The 20,960-nt window shown below is 71.4% G+C and carries 15 protein-coding genes; 1 reads left to right on the top strand and 14 read right to left on the bottom strand.

Annotated features, from left to right (window positions below):
• Positions 1-73 precede the first annotated feature (73 nt).
• From ABZ208_RS33650 to ABZ208_RS33590, 13 genes are all read right to left on the bottom strand, one after another.
• Complete coding sequence (locus ABZ208_RS33650) at positions 74-1,432, bottom strand: VWA domain-containing protein (protein ID WP_356913243.1); 1,359 nt, start codon at positions 1,430-1,432, stop codon at positions 74-76.
• Positions 1,433-1,562: 130 nt separating this feature from the next.
• The gene (locus tag ABZ208_RS33645; protein WP_356913242.1) at positions 1,563-2,951 is read right to left on the bottom strand and encodes a PP2C family serine/threonine-protein phosphatase; all 1,389 of its coding nucleotides are present in this window, start codon (positions 2,949-2,951) and stop codon (positions 1,563-1,565) included.
• A gap of 3 nt (positions 2,952-2,954) precedes the next feature.
• On the bottom strand, positions 2,955-5,477 hold the full coding sequence (locus ABZ208_RS33640; protein WP_356913241.1) for a tetratricopeptide repeat protein: 2,523 nt from the start codon (positions 5,475-5,477) through the stop codon (positions 2,955-2,957).
• The gene (locus tag ABZ208_RS33635; RefSeq protein WP_356913240.1) at positions 5,474-6,817 is read right to left on the bottom strand and encodes a hypothetical protein; all 1,344 of its coding nucleotides are present in this window, start codon (positions 6,815-6,817) and stop codon (positions 5,474-5,476) included. The genes ABZ208_RS33640 and ABZ208_RS33635 overlap by 4 nt, the downstream gene beginning before the upstream one ends.
• A 58-nt stretch (positions 6,818-6,875) precedes the next feature.
• Positions 6,876-7,883 (bottom strand): glutamate ABC transporter substrate-binding protein, encoded by a 1,008-nt coding sequence (locus tag ABZ208_RS33630; RefSeq protein WP_356913239.1) that lies wholly within the window; start codon positions 7,881-7,883, stop codon positions 6,876-6,878.
• A gap of 11 nt (positions 7,884-7,894) precedes the next feature.
• The gene (locus tag ABZ208_RS33625) at positions 7,895-9,181 is read right to left on the bottom strand and encodes a hypothetical protein (protein WP_356913262.1); all 1,287 of its coding nucleotides are present in this window, start codon (positions 9,179-9,181) and stop codon (positions 7,895-7,897) included.
• Between the two features lie 454 nt (positions 9,182-9,635).
• A complete protein-coding gene (locus ABZ208_RS33620) occupies positions 9,636-10,619 on the bottom strand; it encodes a BadF/BadG/BcrA/BcrD ATPase family protein (protein WP_356913238.1) in 984 nt (327 codons plus the stop codon).
• Positions 10,610-11,875 carry a 6-phospho-beta-glucosidase gene (locus tag ABZ208_RS33615; RefSeq protein ID WP_356913237.1) on the bottom strand — a complete coding sequence of 422 codons (1,266 nt, stop codon included), beginning with the start codon at positions 11,873-11,875 and terminating at the stop codon, positions 10,610-10,612. The genes ABZ208_RS33620 and ABZ208_RS33615 overlap by 10 nt, the downstream gene beginning before the upstream one ends.
• 7 nt (positions 11,876-11,882) lie before the next feature.
• On the bottom strand, positions 11,883-12,788 hold the full coding sequence (locus ABZ208_RS33610) for a carbohydrate ABC transporter permease (RefSeq protein WP_356913236.1): 906 nt from the start codon (positions 12,786-12,788) through the stop codon (positions 11,883-11,885).
• A gap of 6 nt (positions 12,789-12,794) precedes the next feature.
• On the bottom strand, positions 12,795-13,751 hold the full coding sequence (locus tag ABZ208_RS33605; protein ID WP_356913235.1) for a sugar ABC transporter permease: 957 nt from the start codon (positions 13,749-13,751) through the stop codon (positions 12,795-12,797).
• Positions 13,751-15,088, bottom strand: coding sequence for an ABC transporter substrate-binding protein (locus ABZ208_RS33600; RefSeq protein ID WP_356913234.1), 1,338 nt, complete (start codon positions 15,086-15,088; stop codon positions 13,751-13,753). Before ABZ208_RS33600 ends, ABZ208_RS33605 begins: the two co-directional genes overlap by 1 nt.
• Before the next feature lie 81 nt (positions 15,089-15,169).
• Positions 15,170-16,372 (bottom strand): ROK family transcriptional regulator, encoded by a 1,203-nt coding sequence (locus ABZ208_RS33595; protein ID WP_356913233.1) that lies wholly within the window; start codon positions 16,370-16,372, stop codon positions 15,170-15,172.
• A gap of 195 nt (positions 16,373-16,567) precedes the next feature.
• A complete protein-coding gene (locus ABZ208_RS33590) occupies positions 16,568-17,641 on the bottom strand; it encodes a mechanosensitive ion channel family protein (protein WP_356913232.1) in 1,074 nt (357 codons plus the stop codon).
• A gap of 247 nt (positions 17,642-17,888) precedes the next feature.
• Here ABZ208_RS33590 and ABZ208_RS33585 point away from each other — a divergent pair, with 247 nt between their 5' ends.
• Positions 17,889-18,425 carry an HNH endonuclease gene (locus ABZ208_RS33585; RefSeq protein WP_328400531.1) on the top strand — a complete coding sequence of 179 codons (537 nt, stop codon included), beginning with the start codon at positions 17,889-17,891 and terminating at the stop codon, positions 18,423-18,425.
• A gap of 80 nt (positions 18,426-18,505) precedes the next feature.
• Here ABZ208_RS33585 and ABZ208_RS33580 read toward each other — a convergent pair.
• Positions 18,506-20,960, bottom strand: a 2,455-nt coding sequence (locus tag ABZ208_RS33580) for a beta-N-acetylglucosaminidase domain-containing protein (protein ID WP_356913231.1), incomplete at its 5' end; no start/stop codon positions are given.

Here is a 20,960-nt window from a genome sequence, read left to right as displayed (position 1 = left end):
TCGGCGCTTCCCCCTCTCCTCGTCCGGCCCGTGGGCCGTTGATACGTCGTGTGATACGTCGTGCTCGTGCGGGCTACTTCTTGACGCGAACCGTCTTCGTGGAGCGCGTTTCGAGGGTCATCTCGTCCGCCTCCGCGACCTTTGCCTTCAGTCGCACAGTACCTGTCGCCGCATCGACGACATCCACCACCTTCGAAAGCAGTTTCGCAGTGTCCTCGTTCCCGGACTTCGCCGCGAGCTGCACGGCGCGACCCAGCTTGGCCGTCGCGCCGTCGAAATCACCCGACTTGCGGGCCTGTAGCCCCTGCTGGATGACCTGTGCCAGTTCGGCCTGTCCCGTGTAGTGCGCGACCTGCGGATTGATCGAGGTCGACGCCGTCAGATCGTCCGTCCACACCGCCCGTACAAGGCCCTGCGACAGCACCTGGGGAGCGCCGCCGTCCGCCGCCGGAACGATCAGTGAGACCCGGGCCGCCAGCATCTCCCGGCCGACCCCGGCATCGGGCACATGGACGCACACGTGGTAGTCGCGCGACTCGTCGCCCCACGAGCCGGTCGGGTAGTCCCCGGCCCGGGGCCCCGCCTCGCTGCGCCGCCCCGTCAGATCCTCGACCGTCGGCGCGACCTGCTTGACGTACCTGATCTCCACCCCGACCGGCGTCCACAGTCGCAGCGCCACGTCCGCGACCTCCTTGCCCATCGCGTTCGCCATCATCTGTGTGAAGTCCGCGGCCAGACCGCTCGGGTCGGCGACGATGTCCGCCGTGCCCAGCAGGGCGGAGGCGATGCCGGTGACCTCCTTGACCTCCCAATCGGTGCCGACGCCGCGGGCGTCGCACGTGAAGCGTCCCGCGCAGGCGTCCAGGGCGGCCCGCAGGTCCTCGGGCGACTCGTGCTCGTTGCGCCCGTCGGTGAGCAGGATCCCGTGCCGGATCGGCTTGTCGGAGGAGGCCAACAGCCGGTCCGCCAGCGTCAGCCAGGTGCCGATCGCGGTGCCGCCTCCGGCGCTCAGCCTGCGCAGCGCCTCCTTGGCCTGGGCGCGGGTCCGGTCGTCGGCGACGGCCAGCCGCCCGCTGCCCGGGTAGACCTCGGTCGCCTGATGCGTGCCGGCGACCACCGCGAAGGCGACGCCGTCGCGCAGCGTGTCGATCGCCGCGGCCGTGGCGTCCCGCGCGTTGCGCATCTTGGTCGGCGGGTAGTCCATCGAGCCGGAGCAGTCGACCATGATCACCACCGCGGCGCCGGCCGGCTGCCCGGGTATCTGCCCAGGGGACACGGACGCCGCGGTGAGCGGCGCGCCGCCGCTCGTGCCGCCTCCGGTCGAGGTGACGGTGACGATCGCGTTGACCTCGCGGCCGCCTTCCGGCAGGTACTCGTTCTGGTACACATCGACGGCGAACTGCGGCACCGGGGACTTGGAGAAAACGGCCATCTGTCTTCGGACTCCTCGGGACTCCCGCCTGGGCGGAGAGAAACATCACGTCAGGTCTGTTCGGAGCGGGGCCGGGGCCGCCCCGCGGGCTCCGGGCGACGGACAGGGCCGTTGACCGACAAAGCGGGACTCATGCCTTGTCGTACGCCGATCCTGCCCCCGGCTGCGGCACGGCGAACGGCAGCACCGCCACTGTTACGTTGTCGTGGCCGCCGCCGTCGAGCGCATGACCGACCAGCACCTGCGCACTGTGCAGCGGCCGGTCGGCGGCGTCCGGCGGGACCGCACGGGCCATGTCGTCGGCGCCTTCGGCGTAGTTCCACAGGCCGTCCGTGCAGACCACGACCACTCCGGAGCGGTCCGGTTTGAACGACGCGGTGTGCGGCTCCAGTTCGTACGCGTCGGCACCCAGCCAGCCCGTGATGGCGTGGGCACGCTCGTCCGCGTACGCCTCCGCCTCGTTCATCAGGCCGGCCGCCACCATCTGCGCCGCCCAGGAGTCGTCCTCGGTCAGCCGGGCCGGCGGACCGGTGCGGTCGTCCGGCACCCAGTAGGCGCGGCTGTCGCCGACCCAGCCGACCACCAGCAGACCGCCGGCCGCGACGGCGCCGACGATCGTGCACGCCGGTGCGTTCTGATGGCGGTTGGGGTCGTGCTCCATCGCCTCGCTGCCACCTGCATCGGTGGCGAGGGAGTTGACGGCGGTGGCGGCCGCGACGATCGCCTCGTGCATGGCCTGCTGCGGGTGGGTACCCCGGGGCAGGGCCGCCAGCAGCTCCTCGTTGGCGGCCCGGGCAGCGGCGGCCGACGCCTCGTCCGGGCGGGTCGCCGAGGACACTCCGTCACAGACGACCGCGACGACGGCCGGTGAGCCGTCCGGCAGGGCCGTGGACGAGACCGCGAACGAGTCCTCGTTGCGGTGGTGGCGCAGACCGCGGTCGCTCACCGCCGCGACCGAGCCGAGCTCCTGCTCCATGTGGTCGCGTTCGCGTGGCTGGGCATGGCCGCAGTTCTCGCAGTAGCCGTCGTTGTCCACCCGGCCCGCCCGGCACGCCACACAGAGTGTGGCGGCCGCCTCGGGCACGGGGAGGGGCCGGTCGGCGGCACGCGGGTCCGCGGCCACGGCTGTGCCGGGCTGCGGTGCGGGCAGCTCGAAGTCCCCGGAGACGTCCGGAGCCGCCGGGTGCCCCGGCGGCTGCCCGGCCGCAGCGCCCTGCGACGCAGACGCCCGGTGGTCGTGACGCACGCCGGGACCCGGCAGCGCGCCGCCGTCCGAGTCCGTGCCCGGCAGATCGCTCGGCACATGGGCCTGGTCAGGTGTGCCCGTACCCGCGCTCCCGTCCGCCGCCGGCCAGGTGACGGACGGGCCGATGGCGAGAGTCGGACGGTCCTGCCCCGACGGGGCGGGCACGGCCGACAGGTCGTACCCGCAGGCGCCGCAGAATCGGTCGGCAGGCTCCAGTGGCTCCTCGCAGCTGGGGCAGGACGCTCCGGCCGCAGGCTCGTGAATCCGCGACATCAATCACACCCACGTCCTGGGGCGGTAGCGGTTCGCCCGCTCCACCAGCTCTATCCGCTCCTCGCCGCGCTGGGCGAGCCGGGCGAGTACCCGGTAGGAGCGTTCCAGTCCGAAGCGCAGGCCGCGCTCGTCCAGTTCACTGCCGAGCAGCACGGTCGGTGCGCCCGCGTGCGGCGCAGGCGGCGTGCTCGGTGCGGTCGGAACGGACGGCCGGGCCCCGGGACTTCCGGAGAGTACCCAGTCCAGCGCCGTGCCGAGCACCTCTGTGGACAACCGCTCGCGGCGTACCGGGTCCAGACCGAAATCTGCCAGGGCCTCCACCTGCGCGGCAGCCGACGTCAGTTCGTCGATGAGCGGTTCGTGCACGGCGCGTCGCCGCAGCCTGGCCCGCACGGCCGCGACGCGCGCGGCCGTGTAGTGGATCGACGCCTCGGGAACCGACTCCAGAGTCCGTACGGCCCCGGCCCGGTCGCCCGCCGCGAGCTGCACCCGGGCCAGACCGAACGCCGCGCTGACATAGCTCGGGTCGGTCGTCCACACCAGGCGGTAGTACTCCGCCGCGTTGTCCAACTGGCCCAGCACCTCGGCGCAGACGCCCAGGGCCAGCTTGGGAGCGGGCTCGCCCGGGAACGCGTCGTAGATCGCGTCGAAGGAGAGCGCGGCCGCTTCGTTGTCCCCGGTCACCAGCGAGGCGATGCCCCGGTACCAGACGACCCGCCAGTCGTCCGGCTGCTGCTGCTCCAGCGCACCCAGTGCCCCGTCCGCCGCGGCCAGTTCGCCCATTTCCAGGCGGGCGCGCAGCTCACGCAGTCTGGTCTCGGGCGAAGGCATGGGCGCGGAGAGCAGCGCCGTGATCAGCTCGGCGGGCGCGGAGGCCATCAGACCGGCCAGGAAGCCCGCGTTCGGATCGCTCGCGTCGACCCGGGGGACCGGGAGCGCGAGCGAGGTCGCACGGGCGTCGAGCACCGCGAGCTGCGGCGCCAGCGTGAGACTCGGCGGGGCCGTGGCGAGCGGGGCGGCCGGTGTACGCGGCGCGGGAATCACCGCCCGCCCGCCGAGCTGGGAGACGTCCCCGCTCAGCTCGGTGAACAACTGGGTGTCCGTCACCCGCAGTTCCGGACCGAACAGCGTGGAGAGCGACGGGCGCGGGCGTCCCGTCTGGATCGCCACGACCTCCCGCAGCACACCGGTCAGCTGCTCCGCCATCTCCTGTGCCGAGGCGAACCGGCGTGCCGGATCGGGGTCCGTCGCCCGCACCAGCAGCCGGTAGAACGACTCGTACGTGCGGAAGACCTCGATGTTGTCCGGGTCCGGCAGCGAGTCCACGAACACGTTCGTGTAGCCCTGGAAGTCGAAGGTGAGCACCGCCAGGGTGCGCGCCACCGTGTACAGGTCGGAGGCGACCGAGGGGCCGACCTCGGCGACCTCCGGTGCCTGGTAGCCGACGGTCCCGTAGATCGCGGACTCGTCGTCGTCCATCCTGCGGACCGCGCCCATGTCGATGAGCTTGAGCTGGTCCTGCTGCTGGATGGCGTTGTCGACCTTGAAGTCGCAGTACAGAAGGTTTCTGCTGTGCAGGTGGCCGAGCGCCTCCAGGGCCTCGATGCCATAGGCGCACGCCTGCTCCACGGGCAGCGGGTCACGCCGCCCGTCCACGCCGCGCCGCCCGTTCGCTATCTCCTTCAGCGACTTGCCGCCCACGTACTCCATGACGATGTAGCCGTCGAGGGAACCGGTGCGCTGGTCGAGGTGCTCGACGAAGTTGTAGATCCGGACGATGTTGGAGTGCTCGATCTCGGCCAGGAAGCGGCGCTCCGAGATCGCCGCTGCCATCGCGTCCTGGTCGCCGGTGTCCAGCAGGCCCTTGAGCACCACCCACCGGTCGGACACGGCCCGGTCGACGGCCAGATAGACCCAGCCGAGACCGCCGTGCGCGAGACAGCCCATCACTTCGTACTGTCCGTGCACGATGTCGCCGGCGGCCAGCTTCGGCACGAAGGAGTACGGGTGGCCGCACTTGGTGCAGAAGCCCTCCGTACGCCCCGGCCGGTCCCCACGCGCGCGTCCCACCGGAGCGCCGCAGTCGGAGCGCGAGCAGAACCGCTTGCGCTCGGGGACCTCGGGGTCGGCCATCACCGCCGAACGCGGGTCGGGGCGCGGCACCTCCGGCACGGACACCAGGCCGGCGCCCAGCCGGTTGCGGCTGGAGGCGCTGGTCGAGGAGCCGGAGCTGCGCACCGAGACCGACCGGGTGGAGGTGCTGCTCCCGGTCAGCGAGCGCGACAGCCGGCCCGAGACCGAGCGGCGCGAGGTCGACGAACGTGACGAGGCGCGCGACGAGCGCGAACTGCCGCCCGTCGAACCGGAGTCACGCCCGCCGGTGATACCCGTCGGCGGCGAGGAGACCATGCCGTTTCCCGACACGACGGGCGCCAGCCCGCAGGTGTCGCAGTACAGCTCGCCGCCGCCCATGTCCTCGTACGTGCCTTCGCAGCCGGGGCGCTGGCAGTTCTTCGTCTCACTCATCGATCCCCCCTGCGGTCGACCGGCCCGGAGTCACTTCCGGGCGCTCTGGGCACCATCACTTCCACGGCCGCGTGCTGGTAGCGCAGCACCGCCTGCTCGGCGGCCCGCAGATCGCACGGCGCGCTCCACAGCATCCGGCGCGCCGCGTCGTACCGCTCGATCAGCAGCGGGTCCTCCGCCAGCCCGTGCCGGGCGACCTTCGCCTTGTACGCGTCGAGGCGGCCGCGCAGCTCGGCGCGGACCGCGAGCGGAGCGGTGACCGCCGTCAACGACTCCCGGGCCCGCAGCAGTTCGTCCTCGGCCTCGCGCTCCAGGGACTCCAGCAGAGGCGAGAGCCGGTGCCACTGCGCGTGCCTGCGGTACTCCGAGGCCGTGGCGAGCCGCTCCTGCAACACGGTCGGAGGCCCGCTCACGGCGGGGACCTCTGAGGCGGCGATCTTCGCCAGGACCTCGCCGCGCGCGGCGCGGGCCTCGGTCAGCGTCCGGTCGGCCCGTGAGAGCAGGTCCCGCAGCCGCAGCAGCCGCTCCTCGGAGTCCTGGCGCACCTGCAGCACTGCTTCGATCTCCCGGCGCACATCCTCCAGGGCGCGCGCCGCGCGGTCGTAGCGCTCGGTGTCCGGCCGGCCGCCGCCGGGCGCCGAACTCCCCGGCGCGGAACGCCAGAAGGCCAGCGGATCGGACACCACCTGGATGCGCAGCGCGGACAGCTCGTGGGTGATGGACTCCAGATCGTCGCCGGAGGGATGTTCCCCGGGCCGTACGCCCACCGAGTGCGCGAGCGAACGGGTGCGCTGGAGCTCCGCGGAGAGCAGATCTATCCGGGCGGGCAGTGCCGACCAGACCGCGTCCGCGGTCACCACCATGTCCAGGGAGCTCGCGTACAGCTCGTTCATCCGCATGACGAGCTCCTCGAGCGTGAACTCCTCGGAGAGCCTGGCAGGTCCGGTGATCGACGGTGCGGGGGCGGCGGCCGGGCTCGCCACGGTCACACTGCGCCCGCGCAGCCGCTCGGTGAGCTCCACCAGGTCCTCACGGCTGGGCCGGTTCCGGCGTGCGCGGATCTCACGGAGTTCGTGCAGGGCGGCGGTGTACGCGTCGAAGTACCCCCAGAGCAGGGTGATGGCCTGCTCGGCGCCGGCCCAGCGGTCCTTGGTGACGCCCGTCAGCTCGGCCCCTTCGAGGAGCCTTCGGCCCGCATGGTCCTGCAGCGCGAGGAGCGAGGTCTCGACCGCCTCGTGCTCCGCGTCGAGCCGCGCGAGGGCGCGGTCCACCTCGTCCCGGTCCATCACCGGCCCCTGCGGTCTCCCCGCAGAGCCGGGGAAGGGTCCCGCGACGCCCATCGATCACCTCTCCGATCCATTGTCACTGCTTCCATGGCCCGCCAGGTATCCGCGATGCTCAGCCGGTCCTGTACTTCGGCTGCGGCGGCCCCGTGATCCCGGGCAGGTCCGCTGCGAGCCATTTGTCGTACGCCCGCATCCAGTCGCTCTTGCGGTAGTCGACCAGCACCTGGTTCACCCGCTTCACCAGGTCGTCGTTGCCGAGTTTGGTGGCCACGCCGTAGTACTCGGTGGTGAACGGCTTGTCGCCCTTGAGTTCCACCGCGGGGTCCTGGGCGGCCTGGCCCGCCGCCAGGGCGTTGTCCGTCACCACCGCGTCCACCAGACCCTGCTGGAGTCTGACCAGACAGTCCAGCTGGTTGGGCACGGTGTACACGTCCTCGTCCTGCGGCTGCCCGTCGTGCTCGTCCTTGAACGTCGCCCCGAAGCTCTTCTTCTCCAGCGCCTCGAAGGCCGTCGAGCCCTCCGCCGAGCAGATCCGCTTGCCGGTCAGGGACTTGTCGTACCCGGTGATCGACGAGCTCTTGGGAGCGAGGACCTGCTGGCCCGCCTGGAAGTAGGCGGTGGAGAAGGCGACCTGCTCGATCCGGCTGCAGTTGATCGTCATGGTCCGCACGACGATGTCCACCGTGCCGCTGTTCAGGGCGGCGATGCGCTGGTTGGTCGGTATCGCGCGGAATATGACGGCATCCCGGTCGCCGAGGATGTCCTCCGCGATGGCACGGGCCAGGTCGATGTCGAAGCCCTCGAGCCCGCCGCCGGCCGGATTGCGGTAGCCCCAGCGGTAGCTGTTCTGATCGACGCCGACGATCAGCCGGCCCCGCTCCTTGATGGCGTCGATCGCCGGGCCGTCCGCTCCGGACGGCTGGAGCGAGGCCTCCGGGTCCTTGCAGTCGTCCTCCTTCGCGGGAGCCGCCGCCAGGCCGTGACCGGCCGGTTTGGAACTCAGTGCGTCCGCGCCGCCCCGGGACAGCGGCAGCAGGGTGACGGCCGCGGTCAGCGCACACGCCGCGGCCATCCCAGCCACGCCGCCCCAGCCGCGGAGCCTGGACTTCGCACCCGCCATAGCTCCCCCTCTCACCGGTACTCCGACAGCCTGCGGTTGATGCCGAGGATCGCTCCGACGGCGCCGAGCACGGCCAATGCCGCCGCCCCGATCGGCAGCCCGCCGAACGCCCCGCGCCCGTCCTTGGCCGCCTCGGTGAACTCACGCTGCTCGTGCGCCACCGCCAGCTCCAGTGCCTGGTCCACCTTGTCGAAGCACTCGCCGGTGGATCCCTTGGCGCCGATGACCTTCTTCAGCGCGCCCTCGTAGTCACCGGCGCGGTCGGTCCGGGCCACGTCGGCGTGTCTGTCCTGCCATGCCGACATGCCGTTCACCGCGCTCTCGACGGGGCCCGCTCCCTGGTCGTCGTCGGCCAGCCGCTGCGCCCGGGTCAGCTCCTTGCCGAGCCGGTCCATCCCGGCGGCGAACTCCGTGGCGTACTTGTCGTTCTTGCCGTCGTCGGTGAGTACCGCGCCCCGGGCGACCAGGGTGAGGTTCTCGTTCGCCCGTGCCTTCAGCGAGGCGATCCGCGCGTCGTTGAGGACCTTCAGCGACTGCTGTCCGTGCACCTCGGCGTCGTTCAGCTGGGCGCGGGCCACCGTGTGGCCCACGGCCAGCCACAGCAGCACCACGGTCGTGGCCGCCGTGGCGGCGACCAGTCCATGGTTGAACACCCTGTTCGTCCGCCGGTAGTTGCGCCGCTGCGCCCCCACCAGGAGACCGATGGCGATCACGCCGGCCACGAGCGAGGCGATGGGCCAGAAACGGGCGTCGTCGTCGTCCTGCTCCAGGCGGGCCGTCTCCGCGTCGTACAGCTTCTCGGCCGCGGGCAGGAGTTGCTTGCTCATCTGCTCGTTGGCGAACCGGAGATAGGCGCCGCCCAGCGGCCGGCCCAGCCGGTTGTTGGCCCGGGCGGTCTCGATCAGGCCGGTGTAGCGCGGCAGGCCTTCGTTCAGCGTGGCTATCTGGTGGCCCGACTCACTCGAACTGTCCGTGTTCGCGGCGGCCTTGACCAGCAGCCGGGAGGCGAGCGCGATGTCCTTCTCGTACCGCTCATGGACCGCCCGGGGCTCCTCGGCGCCGGCCAGGAAGCCGCTGGAGGCCGCGGTGTCCGCGTCGGCCAGCGTGCGGTAGATCGAGGCGGCGTCGGCACTCAGCGGCTGACTGCGGCTCACCACGTCGTCCGCCGCGGCGGCCCGGTCGGCGGTCTCGAAGGCGGTCACCACGCCGAAGGCCAGCACGAACGCCGCGAGCACGGCCCCGATGATCTGCAGCCGCCCGGGCTCGGTCGTGGCCGCGGCCCGCAGCCGCCGCCGGATCTCTGCCCATGCGCCACGGCCCGCAGGCGGCCCGGCCGGTGGCTGCGCGGGCGCGGGCGGCGGAGCCGACTGAGGCGCGGTACGCACATTCGGCAGGTGTGTCACGTGACCTCCCCCTCGGTCGCTGACGTCGGTCCCACCCCCCGGCGGGTCCTTAGGACGACTCCCGGCCAGCAGTATGGCCGGAGGGAACTGTCTCACACCAGAATTGACTGGATCTTGTTCAAGTCCTGGCAACGCAGGTCCTGCCCGGTCGATCCCCCCACTCTGTCCCCACCATGAATACGCCTGCGGTCCTTGATCGGTTCCACTCCGCGGCCGATGCCACCCGGACGGGTGGTCAAGTCATGGCCGGAATCGCTCCGATGCGGCCTCGCGCGCCCGGCCGCGCATGTGTCCCCCCACCGCGCCCCGCCGCCCGCACCCGCGGAGGGAAATCAGCCCCCGCCGCGCGCTACGCGTAGTACGTCCGCAGCCTCGCCCTCGCCCCGGCCGTCGCCCCGACACGGTCCAGCCCCAGCAGGGCCGCGCCCAGCACCGGCGCAGCGGTCACCACGTCCACCACCGCCTTCGGCGCCCTGACCGCCAGCAACGCGCGGATGCGGTCCTCAAGTTCGGGATGCCGGGCCGCCAGCACACTGCCGCCGAGCAGCACCGGGACCTCCTCGTCGAGGAGTTGGAGCCGCGCGAGCGCGACCGTGGACATCGCCACGACCTCGTCCGCCATCCTCTCCACCAGTGAACGGGCGACCGGATCGCCCGCCGCGCTCGTCGCGAACAGCACCGGCGTGAGCTCGTGCTTGCGCGTGAGCGGGATGCGGCCGCGGTGCATTGCCTCGATCAGCGCGTACATCGAGTCCAGGCCGAAGTGTGCGGGCAGCGCCGTACGCAGCGCCGTGGGTTCGCCCCGACCGTCCTCGGCCCGCGCCGCGAACCACAACGCCTCCTCGGCCAGACCCCCGCCGCCGCCCCAGTCCCCGGAGATCGTCCCGATCGCGGGGAAGCGGGCCGTGCGGCCGTCCGGCAGCATGCCCACGCAGTTGATGCCCGCGCCGCACACCACGGCCACGCCCCGGGGCTCGTCGACGCCTGCACGCAGGATCGCGAACGTGTCGTTGCGGACCTCCGCCGTCCCGCCCCAGCCACGCCCCCGCAGCGCGGCCGTGAGCTCCTTCTCCTCCACCGGCAGGTCGGCGTTGGCGAGGCAGGCCGACACATGGCCGACCTCGTCGACCGGCTCGCCCCGGTCACGGGCGCGCGCCAGCGCCTCGTCGACGGTCGAGCCGAGCGCGTCGAACGCCGCCTCGACACCGACGACCGGCGGCTGGAAGCCGCCCCCGCGGGCGGTGGCGAGCACCGACCCGTCGGCCCCGACAAAGGCCACATCGGTCTTGCTGTTGCCCGCGTCGATGGCGAGGACCGCGGCTCTCACGCCCACGCGAGGTGCTCCTGGTTGTGCGCGATCAGCTGATCGGTGAGCTTGTCCGCGTACTCGAACTGGGCGATGAGCGGGTGGGCCAGCAGCGCCTTGAACACCCGGTCGCGGCCGCCGCGCAGCGCAGCCTCCAGCGCCAGCTCCTCGTACGCCGTCACGTTCGCGATCAGCCCGCTGTACAGCGGGTCCGGCCCGGGTACGGGCAGCGGCGTGGCGCCCTGGGGGCCGACGGCGGCCTGCACCTCGATCACGGCGTCGGCCGGGAGGTACGGCAGCGTGCCGTTGTTGTACGTGTTCACGACCTGGTACGTGCTCCCGCCCCCGCCGAGCAGTGACGCCGCCAGATCGACCGCCGCCTCCGAGTAGAAGGCGCCGCCTCGCCTGGCCAGCAGCTCCGGCTTCGTGTCGAGCGTCGGGTCGCCGTACATCTCGAGCAGCTGCCGCTCCATCTCGGCGACCTCGGCGGCCCGTGACGGCTTGGTCCGCAGCTCCCGCACCACCTCGTCGTGCGCGTAGAAGTAGCGCAGGTAGTACGAGGGGACGACGCCGAGCCGGTCGAGCACCGCGCGCGGCAGACGCAGGTCGTCGGCGATCCGGTCACCGTGATCGGCCAGCAGCTTCGGCAGCAGATCGGCCCCCTCGGGACCTCCGAGTCGCACACCTGTCTCCCAGGTGAGGTGGTTGAGGCCCACATGGTTCAGATGCACATCGGCCGGGGCGACCTCGAGGAGGGCTGCGAACCTGCGCTGGAGACCGATGGCGACGTTGCACAGCCCGACGGCCTTGTGCCCGGCCTGGAGCAGGGCCCGGGTGACGATGCCGACCGGGTTGGTGAAGTCGATGATCCACGCATCGGGGCTCGCGCGCCGCACCCGTTCGGCGATGTCGAGAACCACGGGCACGGTGCGCAGCGCCTTGGCGAGCCCGCCGGCGCCTGTCGTCTCCTGCCCGATGCAGCCGCACTCCAGCGGCCAGGTCTCGTCCTGGTGGCGGGCGGCCTGGCCGCCCACGCGCAGCTGCAGCAGTACGGCGTCGGCGCCTGCGACACCCGCGTCCAGGTCCGAGGTCGTCACGATCTTCCCGGAGTGGCCCTGCCTGGCGAAGATGCGCCGGGCCAGGCCGCCGACCAGTTCCAGCCGGCCGGCCGCCGGGTCGATCAGCACCAGCTCGCTGATCGGCAGGGTGTCCCTCAGCCGGGCGAAGCCGTCGATCAACTCCGGTGTGTAGGTGGATCCGCCACCCACGACTGCGAGCTTCATGTGTCCATCAGCCCTTCACTCCGGTCAGTGTGACGCCCTCGACGAATGCCTTCTGGGCGAAGAAGAAGACGATGATCACCGGGGCCATGACCAGCACGGTCGCGGCCATCGTGAGATTCCAGTCCGTCTGGTGCGCTCCCTTGAAGGACTCCAGGCCGTAACTCAGCGTCCAGGCGGCCGGGTTCTCCGAAGCGTAGATCTGCGGGCCGAAGTAGTCGTTCCAGCAGTAGAAGAAGTGGAACAGCGCACAAGCGGCGATCGCCGGCCGGGCCATCGGCACCACGACCGTGACCAGCGTGCGCAACTCGCCGCAGCCGTCGATCCGGGCCGCCTCGGTGTACTCGCGCGGGATCGTCAGCAGGAACTGGCGCAGCAGGAAGATCGTGAACGCGTTGCCGAACGCGAACGGGATGATCAACGGCCAGAGCGTGCCCGCCAGATCCAGCTGTTCGGCCCAGAACAGGTACATGGGGACGATGATCACCTGTGGCGGCAGCATCATCGCCGCAATGACGAGCATCATCATCACGTTGCGCCCGCGGAAGCGGAACCTCGCGAGCGCGTAGGCGACCGGCAGACTGCTGCCCACCGCGAGGACGGTGCCCCCGCCCGCGTACAGCAGCGTGTTGCGCCACCAGGTCAGGAAGCCCGGCGTGTTCCACACATCGGCGAAGTTGCCCCACTCCCAGGTGTGCGGCCACAGGTCCCGGGTCAGCGCCTGGTCACCGCTCATCACGGCGGTCAGGAAGACGAAGACGAACGGCAGCAGGAAGAACAGGGCGGCGGCGAGGGCGAGCGAGTGGAGCGCGATCCACTCCAGGGCCGCCCGGCGGCGCGCCGTCCGGGCCGCAGAGCTGTTCGTGCCGGACGCCGGCGTCGGCGCCGTACGCGGCAGGGAGAGTTCCGTTGTCATGGGCGGTCAGTCCTCCGGCGACATGAAGCCGCTGCGCCGACGCATCAGGAACACCGTGAACACCATGGCCAGCACGAACAGCACCAGTGCGACCACGCACGCGGCCCCGGTGTCGAAGCGCTGGAAGCCCAGGTTGTACACGACCTGCGGGACGGTGAGCGTGGACTTGTCGGGGTAGCCGGGCTCGAAGTGCTGCCCGGAGCCGCCGATCACACCGCTGGCGACCTTCGCGGCCACCAGGGGCTCGGTGTAGTACTGCATCGTCGCGATCACTCCGGTGATCACGGCGAACAGCACGATCGGCGAGATGTTGGGCAGCGTGACGAACCGGAACCGCTGCCAGGCGCTCGCGCCGTCCAGTTCGGCGGCCTCGTACTGCTCCTTGGGCACATCGAGCAGGGACGCCATGAAAATGACCATGAGGTCGCCGATGCACCACAGCGCGAGCAGGGTGAGCGAGGGCTTCGACCAGCCGGGGTCGTTGAACCAGTCGGGCTCGCCGAGGCCGATCGCGGCGAGGATCGTGTTGACCGGCCCCGTACCCGGGTTGAGCAGGAAGACGAACGACACCGTCGCCGCGACCGGCGGGGCCAGATAAGGGAGATAGAACACGGTGCGGAAGAACCCCGCGCCCGTCCTGATCCGGGTGATCAGCACACCGATGCCGAGCCCGAAGACGACGCGGCAGGTGACCATCACCAGCACCAGCCACAGCGTGTTGCGCAGGGCAGGCCAGAAGAACGGGTTGTCCTGGAAGACGTACGCCCAGTTCTTGAGGCCCACCCAGCTCGGCGCGGTGAATCCGTCGTACTTCATGAACGAGAAGTAGACGGTCGCGATCAGCGGGTACGCGAAGAACACGCTGAAGCCGACCAGCCAGGGGGAGAGGAAGCCGAGGGTGCGCAGCGCCGACCGGCGGCGCTTGGCCCGCAGCGCCGCCGACGGGACAGGAACGGTGGTCATCAGCCGGCCTGCTCGTTGTCCTTGTCGACCTGGGCGTCGTTCTTCCTCAGCAGCGCGTCCAGGTCCTTCTCGGCGCCCTTCTCGTAGGCGATGGCGTGGTCCTGGAGCGTGAGCAGGAAGGCGCCGCCGTTGACGGACGAGGGGGCGTGCGAGCTCTTGGGATGCTGTGCGATGTCGACGAAGGTGCGGTACAGCGGGTCGTTGTTCAGCTTCGGTGACTTCAGCGCCGCCATGGTCGAGGGCACGTTGTGGATGGCGTTGGCGAAGGAGACGACCGCGTCGGTGTCGGTGGAGAGGTACTTCACCAGCTCCCAGGCGGCGTTCTTCCTGGGGCTGTTGCTCGCGATGCCGAGGACGGTGCCCGACAGATAGCCCTTGCCGTAGTCGGCGGCCCGGTCGTCCGGGACGGGGAAGGGCGCCGCACCGATCTCGAAGTCCAGCTCGGCGTCGGTGGCCATCTTGCCGCGCCATTCGCCGTCGAGCTGCATGGCGACCTGGCCGGTGTGGAAGGGGTGCTTCGCACCCCACTCGTCGCCGAGGGACGTACGGAACTTGTTGAGCTTCCGGTAGCCGCCGAGGTCGTCGACCAGTTTCTTCTGCCAGGTGAACATGGCCTTCACGGCCGGGTCCTCGGCTGTGTTCGACTTGCCGCCCGCGTCGGCGTACGTGACGCCGAACTGGCCGCCGTAGTGCTCGACTGTCGTCTCGTAGCCCAGGTAGAGCGGCATGAAGCCGAGCCGCTCGAAGCCGTCACCCTTCGCCTTGGTGAGCTTCTTCACGGCCGCGTCGAACTCGGACAGCGTCTTCGGCGGGGCGGTGATGCCGGCCTCCTTGAAGGCCGTCTTGTTGTAGTAGAGGCCGTACGCGTCACCCAGGAGCGGCACGGTGCAGCGCGTGCCGTCGTGCTCGGTGTACCTGGCCATCTGCGGCAGGAACGTCGTCGCCGGGTCGATCCCGGACGTGTCCAGGAAAGGCCCCAGATCGGTCAGCGCCCTGGAGGAGCAGAACCGGCCCACGCTGTCGGTGGTGAAGGACGAGACCACGTCCGGCGCGCTCGAACCGCCTGTGCGCAGGCCCTGGTTGAGCTTCTCGTCGGTGATGCCCTTGACGACCTTCACCTTGATGTTGGGGTGCTTGTCCTCGAACGTCTTGATGTTCGCCTCGATCGCGGCGACCTCGCTCGGGGCGCTCCACCCGTGCCAGAAGGTCAGCGTCGTCCTCGCGTTCGGATCGTCGCCCGCGCCTGCGTCGTTCGATCCCGTGCAGGCGGAGAGGAGCAGGGCGCTCGAGGCGGCCGCGGCCAGTACGACGGCCGTTGTCCGGCGGTATGTGGGCATGGCGGTGTCTCCCTGTGACATGGGTGGTCGGGGGAAGGGGAGAGGTGCTCAGGTGGTGTGTCCGGCGGTGCCGTCGGGGGTTCAGCGGGAGGTGTCGAAGACTTCGTCGCGCGTGGTGGCCAGCGCGCTCTCCAGCGCGCCGCGCAGCACCGGATGCCTGCGCACGGCGCCGAGCACCAGCCGGGGCCGGGACGCGGCCAGTTCGGTGAGCTCCGCCTGCACGCGGTCGCGCAGCACCTCACCGCCGGCGGCGATCACATCGCCGGACAGGACGACCAGCTCCGGGTCGAGTACGGCGACCATGGACGCCAGACCGGTGGCGAGCGCGGTCGCGTAGGCGTCCAGCAGCTGCCGGTACGGACCCGTGCCGGCCTCGGCGGCCCGGGCCACCAGACCGGTCGCCACCTCGGTGTGCGGTCCGTGGCCGACGCCCTCGACACCGAGTTCCCGGGCCAGCCGGGGCAGCGCCTGGGCGCCGGCCAGTTCCTGGAAGCCTCCGCTGTTCGCCCTGGTCACCTGGCGCACCAGCGGGGCGCCGGGCACGGGCAGGAAGCCGACCTCGCCGGCGCCTCCGGTGAAGCCGCGGTGCAGCCGGCCGCCGATGACAAGGGCGGCGCCGAGGCCCTCCTCGTTCCACAGCAGCACGAAGTTCTCATGGCCGTGGGCGGCGCCGAGGCGCTGCTCGGCCACGGCGACGAGGTTGACGTCGTTCTCGTACTCGACCGGCATCGGCAGGGCGGCGGCCAGCTCGTCGAGCAGCGAGGGGGAGTGCCAGCCGGGGAGGTGCGAGGCGTACCGCAGCCTCCCGGTGGACGGGTCGAAGGCGCCGGGGGTGCCGATCACGAGCCGGTGCACCTCCGCGCGGGTCACGCCGGCGGCCTTCACCGCGCCGTCCAGGGCGTCGGTGACCTGCCGTACGACGCTCTCGGCGCGCCGTCCCGGGGTGGCGAGCTCGAACTCGCCCACGGTCGTGCCGGTGATGTCGGCGACGGCGGCGCGGATGCGCAGCGGGGTGACGTCGAGGCCGGCGGCGTAGGCGGCGTGTGCGTTGACCGTGTACAGCTGGGCGCTCGGGCCCGGTCGGCCCTCGGTGGTGCCGGTGGCGACGACAAGGCCCGCGGCCTCCAGCCGGGCGAGCAGCTGGGAGGCGGTGGGTTTGGAGAGGCCGGTGAGCTTCCCGATCCGAGTCCGGGACAGCGGGCCGTGCTCGAGCAGCAGATCGAGGGCGGCACGGTCGTTCATGGCGCGCAGTACACGCGGGGTACCGGGGGTGGTTCCGGCCATGACGGTTGCACCTGCCTCTCGACCTGCACTGTTAGGAAAGTTTCCTAATCCGTACGAGGAACGTAGGGCGCACGTCGGGGGCCCGTCAATGGCAAACGCCCCCTGGGCAACCAAAGCGTTACCTGAGGGGGCGTTGCGGTGGGGCGGCGCCGGGTCCGGCCCAAGGCCCTGCGGCCTGAGCCGTCGGGCCTTGGATCACTTCGCCAGATTCGCCGGAGGAGCGATCGGGGACGCCGCCATGGACTGCGGCGACGTCGTCGAGGCGTAGGCGGACGGAGCGGCCATCGCGGCGGTCGGGTCGGCAGCGGCCTCCTCCGTCTGCTGCTGAGGCAGCCCGCCGACGATACGGATACCCGCCGCGTCGAACGCGCGCTTGAGCCGCCAGCGCAGCTCCCGCTCCACGCCGAGGGACTTGCCCGGCATCGTCTTCGCGGCGACCCGCAAGGTCATCGAGTCCAGCAGCACCTCGGTCAGACCCAGCACCTCCACCGGGCCCCACAGCTGCTCGTTCCACGGATCGGCCTTGGCGATGCCTTCTGCCACCTCGCTGATCACTGCGCTGACCTGGTCCAGGTCCTCCGAGGAGCGGACGGTGACATCGACCGCCGAGGTCGCCCAGCCCTGGCTGAGGTTGCCGATCCGCTTGATCTCGCCGTTGCGCACGTACCAGATCTCGCCGTTGTCGCCGCGCAGCTTCGTCACCCGCAGGCCGACCTCGATCACCTCGCCCGAGGCCACCCCCGCGTCGATCGAGTCCCCGACGCCGTACTGGTCCTCCATGATCATGAAGACACCGGAGAGGAAGTCGGTGACGAGATTGCGCGCACCGAAACCGATCGCGACACCCGCAACACCCGCGGAGGCGAGCAGGGGGGCCAGATCGATCTTGAACGCGCCGAGGATCATCAGACCGGCCGTGCCCAGAATCAGGAAGGACGCGATCGAGCGAAGCACGGAGCCGATGGCCTCCGAGCGCTGCCGGCGCCGCTCGGCGTTGACGAGCAGACCGCCGAGTGCCGTGCCCTCCACCGACTGTGCGGACCGGTTCATCCGCGCGATCAGCTTCGTCAGCGCGCGGCGCACCAGCATGCGCAGCACCAGCGCGATGACCAGGATCAGCGCGATCCGCAGGCCGGTGTTCAGCCAGGTGGACCAGTTCTCCTCCACCCAGCCCGCGGCGCCCGCCGCCTGCTCGGCCGCCTCGTCGAGGGAGACGGGCTCGGACGACGGATCGGCGCCGAGAAGGGCGGACGACCAGAACGCACTCACGGGGGAAACCTCCAGGTTTGCGTCGGGCAGATCAATAACCCTAACGGGGCGGAGGCCGTGGTTCGGCGCGCTTGCGGGAGGGAGAGACAAGGCTCACCCGGGAATGGACGGGTGAGCTGCTGTGGTGGAAAACACCTCGAGCCCGTTACCTGCACGTGGTGGCGCTCGGACCTGCCATGAGGAGAAACTGAAGACAGATCGTCCCGGCGCGAGCCACGCGCCGCCGGCGTACAAGGAGGCATCCACCGTGCCGCACGTCCTGGTCCTCAACGCGTCGTACGAGCCGCTCGGCGTCGTACCGCTCCGCCGCGCGCTCGTCCTCGTCCTGGAGAACAAGGCTCTCTGCCTCGAGGAATCCGGCGCCTTCATGCACAGTGCGACCCGTGCCGTCGCCGCGCCCAGCGTGGTCCGGCTCAAACGGTTCGTGCGGGTCCCCTACCGGGGGCCCGTTCCTCTCACCCGCAAAGCGCTCTTCGCCCGCGACGGCGGGCGCTGTATGTACTGCGGTGGCGTCGCAACCAGCGTCGACCATGTCATTCCGCGCAGTCGCGGGGGACAGCACGCCTGGGACAACGTGGTGGCGGCCTGCCGCCGCTGCAATCACGTCAAGGCCGACCGGCACCTGCACGAGGTGGGCTGGCGCCTGCGCCACCAGCCTGCCCCGCCGAGCGGACTCGCGTGGCGCATCATCGGGACCGGACATAGGGACCCGCGCTGGCTGCCATACCTGCAGCCGTACGGCGCGGACGACGCAATGGCCCGGATCGACGGCATCTCTGCCTGAAGATCGCAGGCCATTTTGCATTTGGGGTGCCGGGCCGTGCCGGGTGCCGGGCCGAGCGGCTTGCTCGGCCCGGCACCCGTTCACTCCGCGACCGCGTACGCCTCCACCGAGAAGAGGGAGTAGCCGTACGGCGTGGCCCGCTCGTCGCACTGGACGCGGATGAAGCGGGCGTCGCGCGCGTCCATGCGGACGATCTCGCGGCCGCCGGTGCCGTGCGCGGCCGTCGCCGCCGTGCGCCAGGTGCGCCCGTCGGACGAGACCTGGAGGCGGTACCGCGTCGCGTACGCGTCCTGCCAGTGCAGCACCACCTGACCCACCCGCTCCGGGTGCGCCAGCTCCAGCTGCCACCAGGCGTCGGGGCCCACCGGCGAGGACCAGCGGGTCGCGGGGTCGCGGTCGAGCGCCGCGGCGGCCGGGAACTCAGGAGTCTCGTCACCCGACGAGGAGGCCCTGGACCCCGCCGTCGAGGCCAGGTCCGGGCCGGCGGTGCGGGGGTAGGCACGCACCGTGAGGGTGCGCTCCTGGCCGGCGAAGGAGAACGGCACCTCGTACTCACCGGGCGGGGTGTCCGCCGGAACGGTGACCTGCACCGGCACGGTCGTCTCCAGCCCCCGCGGCACCCGTGCCTCCTTCGGCACCGCCACGTCGATACCGGCCGGCGCCTTCGCCGTGAGCGCGCCGCGCACGTCACCGGGGCGCTGCGCGGTCAGCCGCACGCCCGCCTTCTGCGGGGCGCCGCCGATCTCCGCGCTGGTCTCGGGGCGTACGAGATCGAGCCCGGCGGCCGGCTCGTCCGCGAACCACGGCACGACGGAGCGCACCGGCACCGGAGCCTGCGGGACGCTCCCGGACGAGGCGATCCGCAGCCCGTCCACCCGCAGCCCCTTGGCGTCCGTCTGGGTCCAGCCGCTCGGCGACAGCGCACCGAGCTCCCGCCAGCCCTCGCCGGGTACGTGCGCCTCGAGCCGCCCGGCCGAGCCGTTCACCGGCTCGGTCATCGCCGTGACCGCGGTGACCGGCCGGGGCCGGTCCAGCCACAGCGTGTCCTTGCCCGCCGTGGCCCGGTTCGCACCCGTCCAGGCCTCCGACTCCTTCACCACCCGGTCCAGGAACGGCGCCAGCACTCCCTTGCCCACGGTGGCCCGGCTGCGCCGCAGCGCGGTGCGCAGCGGCTCCAGCGCGAGTGACGCACGCCAGGCGCTCTCGCCGTCGTCGCGCGCCTGTGCCTGCAGCATGTCGACGGCGAGCTCACCGGCGGCGCCGTAGCGCGCCAACTGCTCCAGCCACGGGCCCACTTCGCCGACGAGCCGGCCGCCGGCCGTCCCCTTCAGATCCTGCGGTGCCCGGCGCATCACAGTGAAGGCGGCCCGCAGTCCGGCCGCGGCCCGGTCCCTGGCCCTGGTGTCCGTCGTGGCGCGTGTGCGCCAGAACTCCGCCAGCAGCGGCCGCAGATACGCCGACTCGTGCCCCGGATCGAGTATCGACGAGGCGTCGTTGCCGGCCAGGGCGCCCAGCGCCTCACGGGCCTTCGGATCGCCGTCCGACAGATCGTCCAGGGCGGCCTGCCAGGACTCCTGGGGGCGGTAACCCTTCGGGTTCCAGGCGTAGTCGGCGGCGGTGAACAGGGGGATACGGGATGCGGAGGCCTGCTCCATGGCGTTGGCGAGCAGGGCCGCCGAGCCGTTCGCCACCGCGGGCTCCCGGCCCGTGTAGGGGCCGAGGAAAATCCGGTCCTGCGCGTAGTCGTTGACCGGGTAGTTGTCCATGGTGACCAGCGGGTGCGCGAACGCGTCCCGTGCGCCTGCCAGTTCCCGTCCGGTGATGGTGCGCGGCACCACGCCCACGCCGGTCCACGCCACCCGGACCCGGCCGTCCAGCTCCTTCGCCAGCGCCCGGCGGTAGTCGGTGGCGCCTTCCTGGTAGTACTCCGTCGGCATCAGGGTCAGCGGCTCCGCCTCCGGGTGCCGCTCCGCCAGATGCCGGGCCACCGCGTCCGCCACCCGGGCCTGGGCCCTCGCCGCGGCCTCGGGGCCCGAGCCGAAGGTGTCGGCGTCCTTGCCGCAGTGCCACTCGCTGTAGCTGACGTCCTGGAACTGCAGCTGGAAGGCGCGCACCCCCAGCGCCCACATCGCGTCGATCTTGCGCGTCAGCGCCTTGAGGTCACCGTCGTCGGCCAGGCACATCGACTGCGCGGGTGCGACGGCCCAGGCGAGGCCGACATGATTGCGGCGCGCGCGCTCGGCGAGCTCGCGGAACTCCGCACGCTGTGCCGCCGGATACGGTTCGCGCCACCGCGCCTGGCGGAACACGTCGTCGCCCGGCGCGTACAGGTAGCGGTTCTGCTTGGTGCGGCCCATGAAGTCGAGCTGCGCCAGCCGCTGCTCGTGGTCCCACGGCTGTCCGTAGAAACCCTCCGTCGTGCCGCGTACGGCCGTACCCGGCCAGTCGCGTATCAGGACTCCGGCGACCGACCCGCCGTCGATCAGCTGCCGCAGGGTCTGTACCCCGTGGAAGAGGCCGTCCTCGCCCACGCCG

The organism is Streptomyces sp. NPDC006208 (genome assembly GCF_040613775.1).
In the GTDB taxonomy this organism is placed as follows: domain Bacteria; phylum Actinomycetota; class Actinomycetes; order Streptomycetales; family Streptomycetaceae; genus Streptomyces.
The sequence above is the reverse complement of the archived record's forward strand: the minus strand, read 5'-3'. Positions and strand labels throughout refer to the sequence as shown.